This is a genomic window from bacterium, assembly GCA_035505375.1.
Lineage (GTDB): Bacteria > Hydrothermota > Tepidihabitantia > Tepidihabitantales > Tepidihabitantaceae > UBA2258.
Genome location: DATJQV010000004.1, coordinates 1 through 19605, shown reverse-complemented (window position 1 = coordinate 19605; position 19605 = coordinate 1). Strand labels below are relative to the sequence as shown.

Here is a 19605-nt window from a genome sequence, read left to right as displayed (position 1 = left end):
GGAACCCGGTTCGGCTAAAGCTCGATGAGCCGCTTCGGACTCCGGGTGAGATTCGTGTAGCCGGTCTTCGTGATGTGTACCATGTCTTCGATGCGGACCCCGCCGACTCCCGGCAGGTAGATTCCCGGCTCGACCGTGACGACGTCGCCCGGCGCGAGTTCGTCCTTGCTGGCGGCGGCCACCGCGGGCATCTCGTGGACCTCGATGCCGACGCCATGACCGAGGCCGTGGCCGAACTGCTCGCCGTAGCCCTTCTCGGTGATGTAGTCGCGCGCCGCGGCATCGGCGGCTTTGGCCGCGATGCCCGGCTTGATGGTATCGAGGGCGCGCCGCTGGGCCTCGTACACAATCTCGTACACCTTCCGCAGCTCGGCCGAGGCCTTGCCGACGAATACGGTCCGGGTCATGTCCGAGCAGTACCCGCGCAGCCGGCAGCCGATGTCAAAGGTGAGCGCGTCGCCCTTCCTGAGCTTCCGGTCGCTGAATCCCGCGTGGGGCTTGGCCGCGTTCTCACCGGACGCGACGATGGAATCGAACGCCACTTCGCCGTGCCGGCGGAACTGGAACTCAATCTCGAGGGCAAGGTCGCGTTCGCGCACGCCCGGCTTCACCATCTTCAGCACGTCTCTGAACACGTGGTCCGTGATGCTCTGGGCTTCGGCAATCGTCTCGACCTCAACCGCTTCCTTGGTCCGGCGCAGCTCCAGCACGAGGTCCCTGGTCGGGACGAGCCGGGCTTTCGGAAAGCGCTTCCGGAACTGCTTGAACCGGGCGACAGTGATGTGGCTCTCCTCGACCCCAAGCCGTCGGTAGGAACTGCCCCATTCCGGGGGCGGGTGCGACACGAGATCGCGCACGAGCACGCGCTTACGGCAACCCTTAACTTCGGTCTTTATCTGCTCGGCATACCGGAAGTCGGTGTAGAACCAGCAGTCATGGCGCGTGACGAGCATCAGCCCGTTCGAGCCGGTGTAGCCGCACAGATAGCGGACGTTGGGCAGGTTCACGACGACGAACCCGTCCAGTTTCTCGCGGCGCATCAGGCCGCGCAGCCGTTCGATTCTCCTAGACATGGTGACGTATTCTAAGGGAAGTCAACACAGTGTCAAATGAGGCGCGAGCCAAGCAGCGACTCGACCTGCCCGATGGCCTGCGTTTCCTTGCCCTTCAATTCGGTGAGGATGGCCGTTTTGTCGGCGGGGTTCATGTTCTTGTCGGCCGCCTTGGACAAGAGGTCGGCGATCTCGCGGTATGCCGCGCTCAGGTCCTGAGCCTGTCCGGCGACCGGCGTGAACTTCTGCCCGATTTCCGAGAAGTAGCCGGAAGCCATCGCCCGGCACTCTGACCAGACCGTTGCGTTCCACCAATTGCCGTGCGATGAACCGTGCCCGTCCGCTACCGCTCGCAACCAGTTGTCGTAGGCGTTGGGGCCGATTCCGTAGTGCTCAAAGCTGAGCTGCTCCGGGTTCCGGAACAGGTTGAGCGCATAGCTCAGGCTGTCGCGGACGACTGTCCGGTCATCCGCCGGTGCGAGCTTTCGGAATGTGAAAAAGGTCACGTGGACCTCGTCCTTGAGTTCCGGCCACGTGCCGAAGGTCAGGGTCGCGGGCGGGAAGCCGCCGCAGCTGTCGCCCCAGGGTTGAGCGGTGAAGAAGGCCTTGTCGTCGTACCCATAAATGACCTGGTGTTCCATGTTCACGAGCGAGCAGGGCATTCCTGAGTCGAGGGCCTGTCTCAGCTTCAACTCAACGGCGGCGCGCTCCTCGGGTCTGCTTCCGGAGTGGAAGAATCCAAGGTCGGTCATCTCGATGCCCAGGTTGCGGATTAGCCTCTGCACTCCTTCGTACTTCCAGCAGTACGGACCGCTTGGACAAATCTGTTCGTGAATGTTGACAAGAAAGGCGTGGCCCGACCCGCCAAACGCCCACGCCGCGCTGGTGCCGGGGTGATAGTAATCGAGCACGGCTTTCACCACGCCCAGCATCGTCGTGTTCAATCGGCTCTGAGTAAGGTTATCAAGCTTCACTGTTTCCTCCCGTGAAAGACAGCTTTGCGGGCCCGGACGTCGCGACAGCATGGGCATTATGCTGCCCCAGGCCGCGGAGTCAACTGCAACCTGCGAACTGCAATTCGGGAACTCGCGGCGAAGCCGCTCTGTGTCGAGTGGTCGAGCGGAATTGGGGTGGGCTCGATGCCCATTGCCGCGCAGCAGAACCCATCTCGTGTTGTGTCCCGGGAACTTCTGGTGGACGACCGCGAGCATGGCATCAGGATTGCGCAATCCGCGGTCGATTCGGAGCCCGTGTCGAGAGGGCTTGACTTTGGCCATCGGGTGAGAACAATAGAAGGGCAGTCATGCAAGAGACGAAGTCGGAAGCCAGATGACAGAACCAGAAGTGCGGACTCAAAGAAGATAAGGCAGAAGTCAGAATGACGAATCTAGGCGGGCTGGGGGGCGCGGTGGTGCTGTGGCTTGTCGCGGGCTGTGTCGGCGGCGGCCGCGTACCGCCTGCGAAAGAGCCTCCGCGGCCTCCGGCGGACAGCGCTTTCGCACCGCTCGAGCCGGAGGCGACGGTTCAGCTCGGCACGCCGGCAACAGCAATGTGTCGGGACGGTGACTCTCTGTTGGTGCTGGAGAGTTCGGGAACGCGGGTCGTCAGATTGGCGGTTGGCGATTGGCGACTGGCGACCGTACGGCAGGAGACGTTGCCCTTGATCGAGCGGATCACGGCACCGGCCGGGGTCGCGGCGGACCGGTTCTACATCTACATCTATGACAGCCATACCTTGTACCGGATGTCCAAGGACAAGCTCGACCTGCAGCCGTGGTTTGACAGTGTGCGGGTTACGGGACTGGCGGGTTTCGAGCCCGGGATAATGCTGGTGAGCGATGCCGACCGCGGCGCAATCTGGTACAAGGGTCTGTTCGGGGACAGCCGGCAGTTCATCAGCGCGGCCGAGGTCGCCCGACCCGGAGCGATGGTCGCCCTTGAGGACGGGAGCTTCGCGGTGCTGAGCCCGGCCGCGAGGCGGATTCACTTCTTCAACCGGAGCGGGGTTGTCACGCACTCGGTCTCGCTCCCCGCGGCCTGCGACCTGCTGGCGTACGACGGGCACGGGACGTTCTGTGTCGGCCAGCGCGGGAAGCCGCAGGTGTGGCTGTTACGGGGCAAACGGTGGACCGGCTGTGCCTTGCCGGGCGCAGTCAGCCCGCTGTCACTGGCGATCGTTAACACTCGACTCGTGGTCCTCGACGCGGGGACGGGGCTCGACGTCTTCAGGATTGGCGATTGACGATTTACGATTGGCGATTGGCTCAATAGCTCGCGGCTAGACGGCTGACCTTGATACGTTTGTTCCTGTTCCTTTCGCTGGTTGCGGCGCTCGCGGGCGCTGAGCCCTTCGGCGTTCCCTGCCAGACGCTGATCGTCAGCGACGGCATCAGCACGTGCTACCCGGTTGAGCACGGATTCCTGGTTCCGGGCACCGATACGGTTTATGTCTCCGGGGTAAGGCTCGACTCGGTCGACTACACGTTTGACTACAACTCCGGTTCCGTCATATTCTGGCGCAGGCCGGAGAAGTGGGTTCCGATTCGGGTCACGTACCGATGCGTTCTGCTTCCGGGCGTGCCGAAGGAATACCGCCTGCGCGAATTGCCAATTGCCAATTCCCAGTTACCAGGGGCCGAGACGGCCGCGGCGTCGGTGGCGGCGGCGCCCGCGGGCGCGGCGGAGTCGACCGGGCTGGGGCTATCCGGCAGCAAGACGTTGGGTGTCAGTTTCGGAGGGGAGAACGCCGGGATTGACCAGGCGACGCGGGTCAAGATAAGCGGCAACGTCGAGGGCGTCGGTGTGGATGCCGAGTTGTCGGACCAGAACTCGCCGATTCCGCCGGAGGGTACTACCACCAACATCGAACAACTGGACAAGCTCATTATCAACCTGACCGGCAAGCAGTGGAAGGGGTCGTTCGGGGACGTCGACCTGTCGCTTCCGGCCGGGGATTTCGGAACCATCGAGCGGCAGGCGATCGGTGCGACCGCCGCCGCAACGCCGGTGAGCGGGCTGCAACTGAACGGGGGGTACGCCAGCCCCAAGGGTCAGTTCGGCCGGGTCGAGCTGTCCGGCGCCGACGGCTCGCAGGGGCCGTACGTGCTGGCACCCGACGGACGGTCGACCCAGATCGTTGCGGGCAGCGAGGAAGTGTACCTGAACGGCAGCCGGATGACGCGCGGCTGGGACGCGGACTACACGATTGACTACTCGACCGGCGAGTTGACGTTCACCAATCGCCGGGTGATTGACCGGCTGTCGCGGATTGAGGCGACGTTCCAGTACGTCACCGGCGACTACAGCCGGGCGATTGTCGTCGGCGGCGCAGGCTATTCTCAGGCCGGCGCCAATCTGAGCGTCGGGCTATTCAATGAAGGCGACGATACGAGTCACAGCACCATCGAGAACCTGACTAGGGCGGAAGTAGAATCGCTGGCCGCGATCGGCGCCGACACCTCGCGGGCATGGCTCGACGGCGCGGTCTATGCGGGTGATGGCAAGGGCGACTACGTCAAGTCCGGGGACCACTACGTCTACGTCGGCCGGGATTCGGGCGACTACCAGGTGTCGTTCGCGCTGGTCGGTGATTCGCTGGGCGACTACCGGTACAATGATACGACACTCGCCTACAGTTACGCCGGCGCGAAGGCCGGGAACTACGTCGCGAAGCGCCACATTGCCCTGCCCCAGCGGACCGAGGCGGCGTACGCCCGTCTGGGCTACAGGAAATGGGGATTCAGTGCCGGGGTGGACGGGTTGTTCCAGCGCCGGGACCTGAACCTGTTCGCGGCAGGCGGAGCTCCGGAAGACGCGGGCGCGCTGGGCGTGGATGCCGGTTGGCAGGACAGCTCCTACGGCGTCACCTATCACCACCAGTCGCAGGGCGCGGGTTTCGAGCTGCCGGGCGCAAGGCCGGAGGTCGATTTCACGTACCGCTGGGGCGGGACGACCGAGAGCGAGCGACGTTCGAGCGACGAGGTGTCGGCGCGTGCGAAGCCGGCCTCGTTCCTCAGCCTGACCGGCGAGGCGGGCAGGCTCGACCGGTTTGAGGGCGGGCAGATTGAGCGGTACGAGGGAAACGCCAGGCTCGGCTGGGTGGGATACGATGTGGCCCGGGTCGGTGACCTGACCAGACAGAGTCTCTCGGCCGCACCGCGGGTGGGCTGGTTCTATCCCAGTGCCGGCTGGCAAACCGAGGCGGATTCGGGCGAGAAGTCGCTGGTCTGGACCTCGGGGCTCGACGTGAAACCGGCGTCGGCCCTGAGCGCCGGGGTCGACTTCCGCAATTCCGGGTTCTACGCGCCCGATTCGGCCGGCGTCTGGGCAAGGACGAACCTCGCGCGGCTGCTGGAGGCACGGGCGGACTGGACCGGCGGGACCGCCTACCGGGTGAGCGCGATGGCCGGTCTGAACAATCAGCACTTCGACACGAGTTCCAGCGGTGACTGGAACCAGTTGCTGGCCGCCGTGAACGGGTCGGCGACGCCGAGGGCCGGGCTGCGGTTTCAGGCGGATTTCAACCAATCGTACCAGAAGACGCAGCTCAAGGACGAGCTGTTCCGCTACGTGGGTGAGGGAGAGGGACAGTACCGGCGCGACTCCCTGACCGGACGTTACTACCAGGACCCGCAGGGCGACTACACCAGGGCGGTGGTGGCGACCGGCAACTTCACGCAGGCGCGCCAGTGGACGCTGAACGGCTCCGGCGACATCTCGGCCTTTGACCCGGTGGCGTTGACCGGTTCCTTCAGCGAAAGCCGGACCAGCACCGACAGCGCGGTGCTTGCCGGTCTCAGCCGGGAGGACCTGAGGCTGGTGATAAACGCGCTCCAACCCGTGCTCACCCCGACCATCGAGGCATCGTCCGACTTCAGCGCCGACCGCTCGCTTGCGGCGACCGGCCTCGCATCGTCGCATCAGGACGGCTACCTGGAACTCTACAGCGACAAGCTGCCCGAAGTCGAGGGCCGCGCGAGGATCGAGCTGGAACGCACGCTGCGCAGACTGAACAGCGGAGATGTCGACCGCGATGAGGACGGGTGGAAGCTCGAGGCCAGCCCGGTACTCGGCACTGCGCTCAAACTCGAAGCCGTGGTCGGCTATGAGCGGAAGTCCATCGCCGAGCCGGCCTCGTATCCCGAACTCGGCACCTTCTCGCTTACATCGGTGGACGCAAGCCTGGCCCGGACGTTCAGCATCGGCACACGTGCCCGCGTGCGTGCGCTGGTCGAAGTCGCGCACCGGACGGCCACGGTCGCGACCCTACCGTTCGACGTGGAACTCGACGAACCGCTCGGTACGACTCCGGGTATCGAGTTGAGCTACGAGCACTCGTTCAGCGACGTTCTGTCCGCCTCGGTGCAGTATGGATTCCACCACCGTCCGGACCGGGCGAGCGAACACACGCTGAGCGCCCAACTCAAGGCGTACTTCTGACATTGGCGATTGGCGGGTGACGAATGTCGAATGCTCCGGCCAATCGCCAATCGGCATTCGCCAGCCGACAGTCGTCAGCGCGGTGCTTGACAGGGTGGCAGTGACCGCGCTATGTTATAGCGTGTCTCAAACGAGTCCGGGCCGAACCGGTGACATTCAGATAATTGTCAGTGCAGGAGGCTAGAACATGACGCCATCGAAGAAATCAAACGCCGGGGCATCGAGACCCAGGCAGACGCCGGGTAAGAGAAGCGGGACCGGGATGACGCAGGTCATCATGATCGTGGCCGGAATCGTGGTCCTGATAATCATGGCGGTGCTGCTGTTCCAGAGCGCCGGCAAGAAGCCGGTTGCGGCCCCGACCGGAGCCGTGGTCGATACGGCACTAGGGGTCGGGGGGACTCACGCGGCCCGGAAACCGCCGGCTCGTACGCTGGCGGCGAGTCACGCCAAGCGGGATACGACAAAGAGGCGGCTCGAACAGCAGTCGAGGCTCGGCACGACTGCCGCGGGCGGCGGCGCCAGGACCACGCGCACCGCGACCGGCGGCTACGTTCATACCACCGACACCCACGTCGCGAGCAGCACGAACCAGCTCACTGCAATACTCACCGACGCCACCGGCTCACGGGTCGCACTCATCGGTGATCAGCGGCTGAAGGCCGGAGACGACGTAGCGGGCCATCGGATACTCGACGTCGAAGGCGACGCGGTCAAAGTCCAGTTCCGCGACAACACCTACACCGTCAAGATCGGAGAAAAGGTCTACTAGGGACCTTCTCCAGAACGAGGCCGGGAGGTCGGCTGGCGGCCCTGCAAGCCGGCCGGTGTATATTCGACAAGCATGCCGCAGGAGAAAGCGTTCGCCTGCCTCGGCGGCACAATTCCACGTGGGCAATCCTCAATCTCATTCGGTGGTCCGATGCCATAGGCGCTTTGGATTGAGACAAACAATGTGTACCCGTTTCTCCGAGGATTATTCGGCCATCTGGAACGGCCGGGACGGTTCCGGCAGGCCGGTGGCATCCGGCATCTACCTTTGCCGGCTCCAAGCCGGCAACTACTCAGCCACCGGCAAAGTTCTGCTCAGTAGCTAGCTCAGCGGCGAATCTCCCCGGCGGCGGCTTCGGCTGCCGCCGGGCCCTGTCGCGTGGTGGATTGTCAATGGTCGAGCAGCGGTCTGACGCAATATCACACCCGGCGGATGTTTGTTGACTTGACGGGACACGGTGTCTACAATGACCGAGCTGGGTCAATTCGCAGCAGACGCTATGTCGGCTGGACGAATGTGGCCTCGCTGATCTGATGGCTGCAGAGGGTGCCCGTAGCATGACTCGGGCCCCGACCAACCGCAAAAGGAGGATGCAATGATGCTCAAGGTGAGAGTCCCTGCCGTGGTCCTGCTCGCGTTGCTCAGCGTGTCCGCAGCGGCGGGTCCTTCAAGGCAACACCGTGCGAGGATCGCCGCGCCAAGCCCGGTTCGCGCCGGGAATCCCCATCAACTCCCCTGGTCTGACTCGAACGCCTGTCGGCTGGTTGGGAACTGGCCGTTCGGCCCGTCGTACGCGGTGGAACAGGATTCGGCCCGTAGTCTCGCCTTCTGCGGCTCGGGCGCCGGCGTGTACGTACTGGACGTCAGCGACTCGTCCCACCCGGTCGTGCTGTCCGAGGCAATCCACACACCCGGTCTCGTTAAGTCGCTTCTCGTTGATTCAGGCCGACTCTACGTCGCAGATGGCGCGGCCGGCGTCGACATCTGGAACGTTTCGATGCCGGCCAACCCGACACACGCGGGCCACGTCGGCACGCCTGGCTACGTCAGCACCGTGTCTCGTAGCGGGAACTACCTCTACGCTGCGGACTATGATTCCGGCGTGTGCGTTATCAACGACTCAGACCCGCAGAATCCCCGCGTCGTCGGGCACTATGCAACGCCGGTTCCGGTCTGGGGCGTGACCGTTGCCGGGACCCACGCCTACCTGGCCGGCTTCGATTCACTGCTGCGTGTCGTCAATGTTGCCGACCCGCTGCATCCGCAACCGGCCGGCTCCTGCGTCCTGCCGGGCATCCTGGCGTACGCCGCGGTGCGCGACAGCTACGCCTTTGTCGGGGTGGGTGACTCCGGGCTGCGGGTGGTCAAGATCTCCGACCCGATGAATCCTCACGAAGTCGCGCACTGCTCGGCCCCGGGCAGCGTGAACTCGCTGACCTTGCACGGTAACTACGTCTACGTGGTGGACGACGACAGCGCAGGCCTGCACGTAGTCAGTGTCGTCGACCCCCTGAATCCGCAACAAGTCGGCTACTGTCAAACGCCGGGTTGGACTGATGTCGTGGCCGCGAACGCGCACTCCGCGTATGTCGCCGATGCCGATGGCGGCATGCGAGTGGTCAGTGTGTCTAACCCAGCGAATCCTCACGAGACCGGTCACTATCTCACGCCGGACTTCGCCAACGATGTGGTGCTCGCCGGCAACTATGCTCTCCTCGCTGACGAAACTTCGGGATTGGTGATTATCGACGTCTCGGACCGGCAGAACCCCGTGGCAGTCGGGCATTGCGACGTGCCGAGCTATGCCGAAGGCGTGACAGTCAGCGGGAGCTACGCCGGGATTGCGGATGGTGATTCCGGCCTGCGAGTTATCGACGTCTCGGACGTGCATAACCCGCACGAAGTCGCTCACTGCGCCCTGCCCGGCTACGCCGAGGCAGTGGGGGTCTCGGGAGCCTACGCCGCGGTGGCGGACGGCGACTCGGGGTTGAGAATAGTAGACGTTTCCAACCCGCTAAGCCCCCACGAGGTCGGGCACTGCCTGACCGCGGGCTATGCCTCGGATCTTGACGGTGACACTACCTATGTCTATGTCGCAGCCACCGATTCCGGGCTGCGTGTGTTGCACTTCAGCGGCTCGCCAAGTCCGCACGAGGTCGGTTCCTGCATCCTGGCGGATAACGCCTACGGCGTAGCAGTGAGAGACAGCTATGCCTTCGTCGGCGACGGTGATTCCGGCCTGCGCGTGGTCAACGTCTCAAACCCGGCCGCCCCGCACGAAGTCGGACACTGTGACCTGGACGGTTCGTCGGGCGGCGTCGCGCTCAGCGGCAAGTATGCCTACGTGACGTCGGGCAACCAAGGCATTCACGTCGTTGACGTCTCCAACCCGCTCGCACCGCAGGAGGTCGGGTTCCACGATGCGCCGAGCTCGGCCTGCAACGTAGCGGTAGACAGCAACTACGCGTATCTCGCCGACTGGGAGGCCGGCCTCCAGGTCTACCAGTTCTACGGCGGGGCCGGCGTCCAGGAGAGCCACAGGCCCCAAGCCACAAGCCTCAAGCCGGAACCGACAATCGCCCGCGGCGTCCTGAGATTGGCGAATGGCCAAGGGCGAATGGCGATTGGCGAGTTGCTGGATGCAGCCGGCCGTAAGGTGATGAACCTGCGCCCCGGAGCGAATGACGTCAGCCGGCTGACCCCGGGAGTGTACTTCGTGCGTCAGGTGTCCAGCGTGGAGCATCCGGCGGCGAGCATCACCAAGGTCGTCCTGACCAACTAGCCCAGACACTCACTCGGCCGCTGGCGGACGGGCGGGGGTGTCAGCGGAAAAGGTGCTGGGGGCTTGGGGCCACGGTTTAGGGATGAAGGCAATCGCTGTCAGCCGTCGGATGTTGGGTCGTCCCGGACAGGACGCTCGGCTTCCTGCTTTCTGTTCAAAGACGCCGCGTCGCTCCGCCCGCCAATCGGCAATTAACAACCTGGAATTGGTCGGACTCGGCTAATCCAAAATCGGAAATCTACAATCCAAGATGGGATTGCTCGCTGCCTCCGGCAGCGCGATGTCTCGCAGCTTCCAGCTTCAGGGTGCCTGTCCCTGGTCTGCTTTGCTGCGTCCATGGATTGTGTTCGCGTAAGACTAGACTAAAACCTGAATGACAGCAGTCGCACGTTCGCTTGTACCTCGATCCGACTCTGTCGTGCCGTTCTGACCGGGGAGATCGAAAGCTCCGGCGAAAGCAGCCTTGACTCGAGCCCCGTCTGCGCGAGCGACCGCCTGCTCATGTTGTACCCAATGACCGCGCCCGCAGGTGGGCAAAAGGGCGCGGCCATCGCAAATGCCGTGTTGGCGACGTGGTTGCCTCTAAAGCGGTCGCTCGCAAACACGCACGCTCCGAATGCGACTACACCCACGCCCGCCCCGGCCAAGGATCCGAGAAACGTCCCGTGCTGCCTGGTCCAAAGCCCGACCAGCGATGCGCCGCCAGCGCTGCCGAGCGCAAGCGTAGCTGCCACAGCTGCTTCACCCGCCACCGCGACCGCCGGATGGTCGTTTGCATTGCACCACATGACGAAGAACAGCACAGTGCCCACTGTGTAGTCTGCAATGAACTCTCCGGCTACGGCGCCCGCCGCCTCGCCTACGACCGGCCAGCAAGATTCCTGCCTGGTTCCGTCCGGAGTTTGACCTGTACCGGCCGATGGAGTCTCCCCAGCTGTCACCGAACACGTCAGCGCCAGCACCGCGAACATGAACCGCGTCAACGCATGATCCTTAGATGAGACACAGGATTTTAGTCTCGCGGGCGGGGATGTCAAATCGGCGGGCGGAGGGCAGCGGGTTCATTTTACTGAACCGCGGGGATTGGCTCTCTCGGTGGGGAGAAGGCAAGAGAGACCGTGGGAGGGGAGAAGACAGGACAAGGTGTTCGAAGCTGTTAGCCAATAGCCGTTAGCTGTAGGCTCGCCTGATGTCCCGCAGCTTCCCGGAATAGCGTGCCTGTCTCTAGTTCGGCCCCTTATGGGCGCGTGAGCGTGCCAGGGACAATGTGGACGGTGCAGGGATTGGACCAGTCGCCTCCTCTGGGTCCACCGAACTCGAAGTCTTCCATGTACGCGTCAATCATCAACCGGCATTTCACTGTGTATGTGCCCGGTTCCGGGTACTCATGCGAGGGCTGGTCGCTCGAGGCAAGAGACGCGCCCGCGCTATCGCCCCAGTTGACGAAGAGAACAGTATGCCAGCCACCCGTGCTCGGGTATGTGACCGCGAACAAGGTTGGCGTGTGAGTCCAGCCGGTGTCCGGGCCAGAAAGAGTGGGCGTTGGTGGTTTGGGCGTGATGACGATGCAGCCCGGCAACGTAACCAGCGCAGCCAGAACGATAAGGACGGTACAGGGCCTCATCGCAGACATGATAGGATTCGCAGGCGGGGATGTCAAATCGGCGGGGATGGACGGCTGTCGGCTAACAGCTTATGGCTTGCAGCACGCGGTTCATTTAAGTGAACCGCGGGACTTGGTTCCAGATGTAGGGGAGAGGATTGGGGAGGCTGAGAGGGTAGGGATGAAGAGCTGGCCGGAAGCGGTCGGCCGGCGGCTCGCGGGCGGGGGTGGGGCAGCAGGGGATTAGGGGAAGGCGTTAGGGACCAGGGTCTGGGGAGTAGGGCGGAGGGACTGGGGACAAGGGATTGGGGGCGAGGGGTTAGGGGCCAGGGATTGGGGACGGGCCTGAAGCGGTCAGCCGTAAGCTGTCCGCCGTCCGCCTTCTTCTGCCTGGGCTGCGACGCAGTTCCGCTCCGACCCTCATCTTAGCCTCGACCTCAACCTTAGTCTCGCGGCGAAGTCGCGGCCAACCGCCAATCTACAATCGTCAATCTAGAATCTGCAATTCCTCGTGGGATGTCCCGAAGTTTCCCGAAATTCGGTCCTGTCCCTGGTTTTCCCTCACGCGCTCCCGAACCTATTTCGCAATGTGTCCCCGTTTCACCCGTTTCTCCCACATTGCAGCTAGCTACGAGTCGTGGGCTTGGACGCGACCCGTCGACGAGTCTGTCTTTCGAGCCAAGCTCTTGATACTCGCCCACCACCCCATAGTAGTGCGGCGAAGAAGCCAATCATGAGTGACAATATGCGGATGTTACTACCCGGGGTATCCGTCCCAGCCGGAGGTTCAGGATGGAAGTCTATATCATGGAGTCCCTCTATGCGCGCTTGGGCCGAGACGGATGCAAGCGACGTATCAGCCACCGGCCTAGCTAGGTCGTAGATAACACCGACGAGCATGCTGTCTCTCTGGTTCAGCAAGGGCCATGAAACGTTAAGTGTTGAATCACGTAGGACAACTGTCGCCGCAAGGTTCTCAGGCCACCTCGCGATGATGTCCGCGCCCATGACGCGTGCGCTGCCTCCCAAGCTAATTGACAGTGGGTCGACAATGTCCCTGTCGCGGATGGCGGACCCGCCTGAATTGCGGACCTTGACTAGCAATTGGCGCGGGGACGCCAGGACTGAGTCACCGTAGGCAACGCGGAGTCGTTGGTCCGCGACCACCGGACTGCGTGAGAACAGCGGAGCATTCAGTAGGACCGTAACATCGAGTCGTTTCGTAGGCAGCCCAGAAGAGTGGAACGCACTGCGACCGGCGAAATACAGCCCGACTAGTGAGGCCAACATGATAATGGACGTGGTTGCGATAGTGAACTTCTTCATTGTGAGTTTATTCCTTTAGGGGTATGCTTGCCTTGGACCAACCAGGGAATTCCAGGGGCATCATGCTCTATTCCATATCCGTCAAGGCCGAGCGGGGTTTGGGTTCCACAACAGGGCGAATGTTACTTCTGCGTGCCGGGAAGTCAAGGCTGTGGGATTTGACGGCGAATGCGGTATGAATAGACTGACTGCCGATGGTGCATTTCCTCGGGCACTACTTCGACCCTCTTGTCTTCTGGGCAGTCGTACCCGCCGCAGTAGGAATCGTTATTACAGCTATCGTAACCACAATCGTGTATGAGCTAGGACCAAGCAGACGGCATGCGAAGACTGTCGAGACCATACTCGACGGCATGCGGCGTAATGTGGACAGGATGGCTCTGTACCTCGACGGGCTGCCGAAGTCGTCCGGGCCGGTCAGGTCAAGCTACGACCTGGGCTGTGCAGCGATGGAGGTCTGCAAGTGGGACGAAGCAATCATGCACTTCCGGGAGGCCATCAAGTCCGCATCCGGGACACAACTGGTCGCGCTCTACAACCTCATCGGCCTATGTCATGACACGCCGGGGCGGTGGAACGATGCGCTTCAGGCCTACGAAGAGTCGCGCAGGCTGGCCGTGGACTTTGGCGAAAAGCAGGGCGAGGCCGCGGCCCTCGGAGACATCGGGATCATCTACGGCGACAAGGGCGAACCCGACAAGGCGCTGAAGTACCACGAGGAGGCGTTGGCGATTCACCGCGAAACCGGGTATCAGCGGGGCGTGGCGGTCCAACTCTGCAACATCGGGCTCATCTACCGCGACAAGGGCAAACCCGACAAGGCGTTGAAGTATTTGGAAGAAGCGTTGGCCATAGACCGCGAGATTGGGCATCAGCATGGCGTGGCGAGCGACCTCGGCAGCATCGGGATCATCTACCGCGACAAGGGCGAACCCGACAAGGCGCTGAAGTACCACGAGGAGGCGTTGGCGATTGACCGCGAAATCGGGTATCAGCGGGGCGTGTCGAACCACCTCGGCAACATCGGGCTCTTCTACCGCGGCAAGGGCGAACCCGACAAGGCGCTGAAGTACTTAGAGGAAGCGTTGGCGATTGACCGTGAAATCGGGTATCAGCACGGCGTGGCTATCCACCTCGGCAACATCGGGCTCATCTACAGCGACAAGGGCGAACCCGACAAGGCGCTGAAGTACCACGAGGAGGCGTTGGCGATTCACCGCGAAATCGGGTATCAGCAGGGCGTGGCTACCCAACTCGGCAACATCGGGCTCTTCTACCGCGGCAAGGGCGAACTCGACAAGGCGCTGAAGTACTTAGAGGAAGCGTTGGCGATTGACCGCGAAATCTGGTATCAGCAGGGCGTGGCTATCCAACTTGGCAATATCGGGATCATCTACGACGACAAGGGCGAACCCGACAAGGCGCTGAAGTATCTTGCTGAAGCTCTGTTGGTGTTCTCAGCCATCGGTGCACGACTTCGTGTAGAGCAAACCATGGGGAACCTTGAACCGCTGCTGGAGCAGATGGGCCGAGAGATGTTTGTGGCTGGATGCGTTGATGCCGGGTTGACGCCTGAGGATGCCGGGAAGCTGGCCGACACGCTGGCCCGGTCGGGCGAATCGCCAGACTGACTGCCGATGGCGGCTGACATGCGTGAGCTAGCGCGGCAGGTTGTGCTGGTGACGGGCAGGGCCGTGTATCTCGACGGTCTACCCGATGCCAAGGAGCGGGGCTTGCGGGGCAAGGTCGAGCGGGGTCTCGCGGCGGAGCCGCTCCAATCTGCAATCGACAATCGGCAATCTGAAATGCCTATTGGTGGTCCGGCGGATTCGGGGTGCGGGCCTGCATACGGCGGCGGATTTCGGCGTCCGCTGCCTGCAGCCGTTCAAGCGACCCCTTGAGCATCTGGGCACAGGGAGTGATATCGGAGCTCCCGACGCGGGTCACGCGCATGCAAATCAACTTGGCCTGGTGCCGCCGAAAGAAGAGCAGCTCCTTGAGGTGGACGCGGGCCAATGCCTGCCGGAACCGCTCAGCCGCTTCCTCCTCCGTTTCCCTCTTGACCGCCTCGTCCTTGTCCTCAGTCGCCACCTCGGGTTCCTGCGCCGCTTCCGGGAACATGCGGTCGAACTCGGCCGCTTGGCGTTGTATATGATCCCAGAACTGCTCGGACGTCATCTCAGCTTTATGCGCGTGTTGCGCGGCGTCCTTCGTCAGGTCGTCGATGACCTCAAGAAAGAACTCCCGGTCTGCCTCAAGCTGATTCTTCATTAGCCCTCCTTGTGCGGCTCACGGATAGCGCTGATGGTAGGGGCGAGGCCGCTACCAATCTGCAATCGACAATCCGCAATCTGCAATGCCTCGTGGGGTGTCCCGAAGCTTCCCGAAATGGCGTGCCTGTCCCTGGTTCGTTCTGTTGACGGGACGCGGATCGGAAATGGGAAACTGCCCACCGCCGGCCCATCAGAGAGCATTCAGGTCTACCGCCGGATAGAAGCTCTTTAATTCCTTCGCCGACCGCAGCTTCCACGCGTCCTGTGTGTCCATCGGAACGTACACCACGCCGCTCCAGTCCGACGGGATATCCATTTTCCCTGAGCAGAGGGTACAGACTCGCGAGCGCCCGAGTTTCGCCAGAGAGTATCCCAGCTCCAAGATCACATTCTGGCGCGCTCTCAGCGTCAACTTGTCACTCTCAGATACGGCCGCACCCACATCGTCTGGAGTGAGGAGCACGATGGCGAAACCTACGTCGGAGTGTGCCTCCAACTTCTCAATGATCGTGTTGCTCCGGCTCACTTGCTCGTTGAGGACTATGGGCTTGAGTCCCAGTTTCGTCACCAGAAGTTCAACCTCTGCTTTGACTGTCTGATCGTGGCCGTGTACTATGAACACTGGTAGCGCATCCGTGGATATTGCAGTTGGCTGCCCGCTATCCGGCAGCTTCTCCAATGGTGGCAGGTCCGTCTGCACGCCAGCCATCACGGCCAATGCAGTGATTTCTGATCGGAAGTCTGCCAACGCTGAGTCGAACCGACTGAGGGCGCTTGTGTCGCCACTGTACTTCTTGACTGCCTCGACAACGTCGGAGAATGCAGCAGTCATGTCTGCCAGCCGGGATTGTGCCGCGGCCGAATCCCCAGGACTCCGTGCCCTAAAATCACCGATGGCCTTGGATATGGCCCGGATGATCCCGCGGCATTCATCTAGCATGGGCTTGATGTATTCGTAGTCTGAATCCAGGGCATATTCATCCCACACCTCGCCAAAGGACCGGTCGAGCGTTACGGACGCCCTGACGAGCCACTTGATTCTGTTGCCCTCAGCCGACACAGACGAGTTGTCGTTCAAGGGACCGACTCCCCTGCTAGCGAATCAGTGGTCAATCGGCCTGCCGGTGACGGTACGATTCTAGGTCTTTCACGGTTACGTCATCAGGCGGCACGAGCTTGTAGTGCCTCTCGCTGGCGATTCTGACGCCGTCTTCGCCCTGCTCGAACTCGAAAAGCGCGATGACATCATCCGGCATGAACTGCGCGGCTATCGGGCGGCAAATGAGTGAAGGGAACTTCTGGGCGCAGACCGCAAAGTCCTGCTCTATCTGCACGACGTTCAGTCGGTCAGTGCCGCCTTTGGCCTGGACTGGGAATACGTAGTGGGCGCCTTTCTTGTCCACGCCTACGTATATCTCGTCGGTCTCCACTTGGCCAATTCCTTGAATAGCCGTCCGCAGGTGGTTCTGCAAGGAGTAGCACGTCACGCCCGAGAAGATGTCCACGAGCCGGTTGTAGCGCACGCGCGCCAGCAGAGCTTGTTCGTCATTGAATGCGTACTTGGCGACGACGCCAGGTGTGCAGTCGGGCACCTTGGTTATCCCCATGCTTGCGTTCGGGGCAATCGGGCACTCCGCGACCAGGGCGAATCGGTACTTGGCCCGACCGATGGGGCGGATGATCCATGCCTTACCGGCACTGGCCTTGGCCTGTACTGAGGCGGGAAGGGTTGACCGATACCTGAAGCTGTAAATGACGTCGCCGAGGTTCTTCGGCACGGCGACGCCGAGCTTGCGCCCCGCTTTGACCATATCCTGACGTTCGAAGTCAACGGCGACCATCCCCGACTTGTATTTCGCCATGAAGATGTGCTCGATAATGGAGGAGTAGTTGTTTCCTTCTCTCACAGTCGGCCTCCTTGAGTCAAATTGCCAGCCCGGCCACTCCAGTACGACTACCTCTTCTCGCAGTTGCTCGCCCGTGGCCGTTGCGAGCCTCTTGCGAAACAGGTCCACACTTTCGACGCGAAAGCCCAGAGACGACGCTATGTCCGCCAGCACTTCTCCGGTGCGTATCATCACTCTGAGATATGAGGCCTGGTCACCTACAACGTACGCCAGGTGGGCGCCCGGCCTGAGCACGGAACGGAGACCACTCAGGTGGCGCGTCATGCCTCCGAAATACAGCTTGGTGACACGCGCGTACAGCCGCTCGAACCCGGACGTCTTGCCGAGCTCTTCTCGTCGTTTCTCAATGGCCGATGCCAGGCTGAGCACGTCCTCGTTGTCCTCGACCAGAGCGTCATCGCGGTCGCTCTTGTATACGCCGCGCGTGTTCGACTTCACGAGCGCCTGCTTCAGAGCACGCAGGTCGCTCTTGGTCTTTATGAAACCGAGGAGCACGGATTCGAGCCGCGTCGTGCGCGTGTAGTCTTTCTCGTTTGGATAAGGCGGAGACGTAATAACCACGTCTACCGACAGCGGCGGCAGTAGGTCACCTACCTCCCTGGAGTCTGCTTCCAAGGCCCTGGCCGGCACGGCCGCGTTGGTTCGCAAGAGTCGGATGTCCTCGGCCATAGCGCGCACATTGTCGCGCCACAGTCTGCCCACTGCGGCGTCCTGCTTTGCGGGGCCGACTCCGACCTCTGGGCCAAAGGCCAGGTTACTCGCGCCGAACACGATTGTCTTGGCAAGGGCAAGACGCGCGTGGTCGAAGACGGGCGATTCTTTGCGACGGTTCAGGGCATCGATCAGCAGGAGTGTGCGATGCAGAGGAAGCGGACTGATCGATCCGCGCAGGAGCAGCGCTGCCTGTTCTTCGGGCAGACGTCTCAGCCGGTTCTGATCAACGGGTTCCGCGAAGAGAGGGAGTCCCGTGGTGTCGTGTATGCCTTGCTCGACCAGAGCGTGTTCGGTTTCGTCGCAGACTTCGTCCGCAAGGCGCAGGAGGTCATCGGGGTCTGTCGCCCAGTTCAGCTTGGTACGAGAGGCGAAGCAGACAATCGGGTTGGCCTCGATGCCGACGCTCGGTATCTTCCGTTTCTTGCATTCGACAAGGACGGTCCCGGTTCCGCAGAACGGGTCCAGCACAAGTGTTGACGACCCGGCCTGAAAGCGGGTCAGGTACTCTTGGACAAGGTGCGGCGGGAACGAGAGCACGAACCGATACCAATCGTGTACCGCACGGTCGCTGGGGAGAATGCGATTGGTCCTGACGAGCTTTGGCGCTACAGCAAGCATACAGACAAGAATAGAGTGGCGTTGTCACATGCCGATGCGCCGAAGTCTTCAATACGGCGCAGGATGTCGAGGTTGTCTCCGTAGCAGAGCAGGTTAGGCTGATTCCCGTCTGACATCAGTGGTGAGGATAGTCAGGGCAGACTCAGTGTCAAGCCGCGCCACTGCGCCGAGAGGCGGTCAGGGACTGGGGTGGAGGATATGGCGCATGAAACGGCCGGGCTCATCACGCAGGACATGATGTAGACCATGACTTTGGTCATGGCCGGGTTCGTGGCGGGTCTTGGACTCCACAATGGCGAGGGACGGGCCGGTCACTTGGCGGACGCCGGCTTGTCGCGCGCGACCGGAGCCTGTGCCTCAACCTGAGCTTCGATGCGTTCGTAGAGGGTCTCGGGCGCGATGTCAGCGCCATTGGGCCAGGCAATTGTCCCGCCCTCGATTTGAGCCTGGCGGAAGTACGTGAGGTCCCGCAAGGGGGCGAAGACCGGACCCCGGCCCAGGTACTCGGCGAAGTCTACGTCGTCCGATAGGCCGTCGTCAAACGTGATCCGGTAGACGTAGCCTTCACGGTACTCGATATTCGTCACGTCGTTCAGTTGCCACATAGCAAGTTCTACTTCTCGCCTCTGACCACGTTGCCGTGGAAGTCGAGCAGAGCCTTGTCGTCTTGGCACTGGACGTGCACATCCGGCGGATTATGGTCGTCGTGGTACATACGGACGACAATCCCGAAGAATCTCGAAATCTCAGGCACCCTAGTGCATTGTGCTACGGAAATCGTTCGCTGTCAAGCGGAATAGACAGGGGCCAGCGGGTCGGGGGGAAAGAAGGACGCTTCCCATATTTCTAACTCCGTCAAGGCTGAGAAAGGACCAACTTCCATTGACGGTGATTTGTAGACGGGCCTAGCCCGCAGTCAAGCCGAGAGCCGCGGGGGCGGGCGGGGCGGGAGTCTGGCTCGGACACCGGCCGGAAAACGAAGCTCAGGATAAGGCTCGGGATTAGGCCCGGGATTAGATTCCGGAGTAGGCTCGGGAATAGACCTGAAGAGTGCTCCGGCAAAAGACCCGACCATAGGCTCTACTTGTGCATGGGCCTAAGGCTCGACCGTAGGCGGTA

General features: G+C 62.2%; 15 protein-coding genes. 6 read left to right on the top strand and 9 right to left on the bottom strand.

All coding sequences use genetic code 11. The features are described from left to right. Positions 1-14 precede the first annotated feature (14 nt). Together VMH22_00730 and VMH22_00725 are read right to left on the bottom strand one after the other, a co-directional pair. Positions 15-1073: a Xaa-Pro peptidase family protein gene (locus VMH22_00730; GenBank protein HTW90220.1), complete on the bottom strand. Its 1059-nt coding sequence runs from the start codon at positions 1071-1073 to the stop codon at positions 15-17. A 32-nt stretch (positions 1074-1105) separates the two neighbouring features. Next, the gene (locus VMH22_00725) at positions 1106-2026 is read right to left on the bottom strand and encodes a hypothetical protein (protein HTW90219.1); all 921 of its coding nucleotides are present in this window, start codon (positions 2024-2026) and stop codon (positions 1106-1108) included. Between the two features lie 404 nt (positions 2027-2430). On the opposite strand from VMH22_00725, the gene VMH22_00720 reads away from it, so the two are divergent. The 5 genes from VMH22_00720 to VMH22_00700 all read left to right on the top strand — a co-directional run bounded on the left by VMH22_00720 (position 2431) and on the right by VMH22_00700 (position 10045). Continuing rightward, the gene (locus tag VMH22_00720) at positions 2431-3294 is read left to right on the top strand and encodes a hypothetical protein (GenBank protein HTW90218.1); all 864 of its coding nucleotides are present in this window, start codon (positions 2431-2433) and stop codon (positions 3292-3294) included. A gap of 50 nt (positions 3295-3344) precedes the next feature. After that, a complete protein-coding gene (locus tag VMH22_00715) occupies positions 3345-6491 on the top strand; it encodes a hypothetical protein (GenBank protein ID HTW90217.1) in 3147 nt (1048 codons plus the stop codon). Between the two features lie 187 nt (positions 6492-6678). Beyond that, a complete protein-coding gene (locus tag VMH22_00710) occupies positions 6679-7263 on the top strand; it encodes a hypothetical protein (GenBank protein ID HTW90216.1) in 585 nt (194 codons plus the stop codon). Between the two features lie 181 nt (positions 7264-7444). Continuing rightward, on the top strand, positions 7445-7588 hold the full coding sequence (locus tag VMH22_00705; protein ID HTW90215.1) for a hypothetical protein: 144 nt from the start codon (positions 7445-7447) through the stop codon (positions 7586-7588). A gap of 270 nt (positions 7589-7858) precedes the next feature. Further along, a complete protein-coding gene (locus tag VMH22_00700) occupies positions 7859-10045 on the top strand; it encodes a hypothetical protein (protein ID HTW90214.1) in 2187 nt (728 codons plus the stop codon). A gap of 362 nt (positions 10046-10407) precedes the next feature. On the opposite strand, the gene VMH22_00695 is transcribed toward VMH22_00700, so the two are convergent. Together VMH22_00695 and VMH22_00690 are read right to left on the bottom strand one after the other, a co-directional pair. Next, positions 10408-11016 (bottom strand): hypothetical protein, encoded by a 609-nt coding sequence (locus tag VMH22_00695; GenBank protein ID HTW90213.1) that lies wholly within the window; start codon positions 11014-11016, stop codon positions 10408-10410. 266 nt (positions 11017-11282) lie between these two features. After that, a complete protein-coding gene (locus tag VMH22_00690; protein ID HTW90212.1) occupies positions 11283-11669 on the bottom strand; it encodes a hypothetical protein in 387 nt (128 codons plus the stop codon). Between the two features lie 1499 nt (positions 11670-13168). Between VMH22_00690 and VMH22_00685 the strand changes: the two genes are divergently transcribed. Then, positions 13169-14605 (top strand): tetratricopeptide repeat protein, encoded by a 1437-nt coding sequence (locus VMH22_00685; GenBank protein HTW90211.1) that lies wholly within the window; start codon positions 13169-13171, stop codon positions 14603-14605. Between the two features lie 178 nt (positions 14606-14783). Here VMH22_00685 and VMH22_00680 read toward each other — a convergent pair whose 3' ends face one another. The 5 genes from VMH22_00680 to VMH22_00660 all read right to left on the bottom strand — a co-directional run bounded on the left by VMH22_00680 (position 14784) and on the right by VMH22_00660 (position 19240). Next, entirely contained in the window at positions 14784-15245 is a 462-nt protein-coding gene (locus VMH22_00680) for a hypothetical protein (GenBank protein ID HTW90210.1), read from the bottom strand. Positions 15246-15437: 192 nt separating this feature from the next. Then, complete coding sequence (locus VMH22_00675) at positions 15438-16325, bottom strand: nucleotide-binding protein (GenBank protein ID HTW90209.1); 888 nt, start codon at positions 16323-16325, stop codon at positions 15438-15440. Positions 16326-16356: 31 nt separating this feature from the next. Beyond that, positions 16357-18486 (bottom strand): hypothetical protein, encoded by a 2130-nt coding sequence (locus tag VMH22_00670; protein ID HTW90208.1) that lies wholly within the window; start codon positions 18484-18486, stop codon positions 16357-16359. Positions 18487-18797: 311 nt separating this feature from the next. Then, complete coding sequence (locus VMH22_00665; GenBank protein ID HTW90207.1) at positions 18798-19091, bottom strand: DUF2442 domain-containing protein; 294 nt, start codon at positions 19089-19091, stop codon at positions 18798-18800. Between the two features lie 8 nt (positions 19092-19099). Further along, positions 19100-19240: a DUF4160 domain-containing protein gene (locus VMH22_00660; GenBank protein ID HTW90206.1), complete on the bottom strand. Its 141-nt coding sequence runs from the start codon at positions 19238-19240 to the stop codon at positions 19100-19102. Positions 19241-19605: the final 365 nt, after the last annotated feature.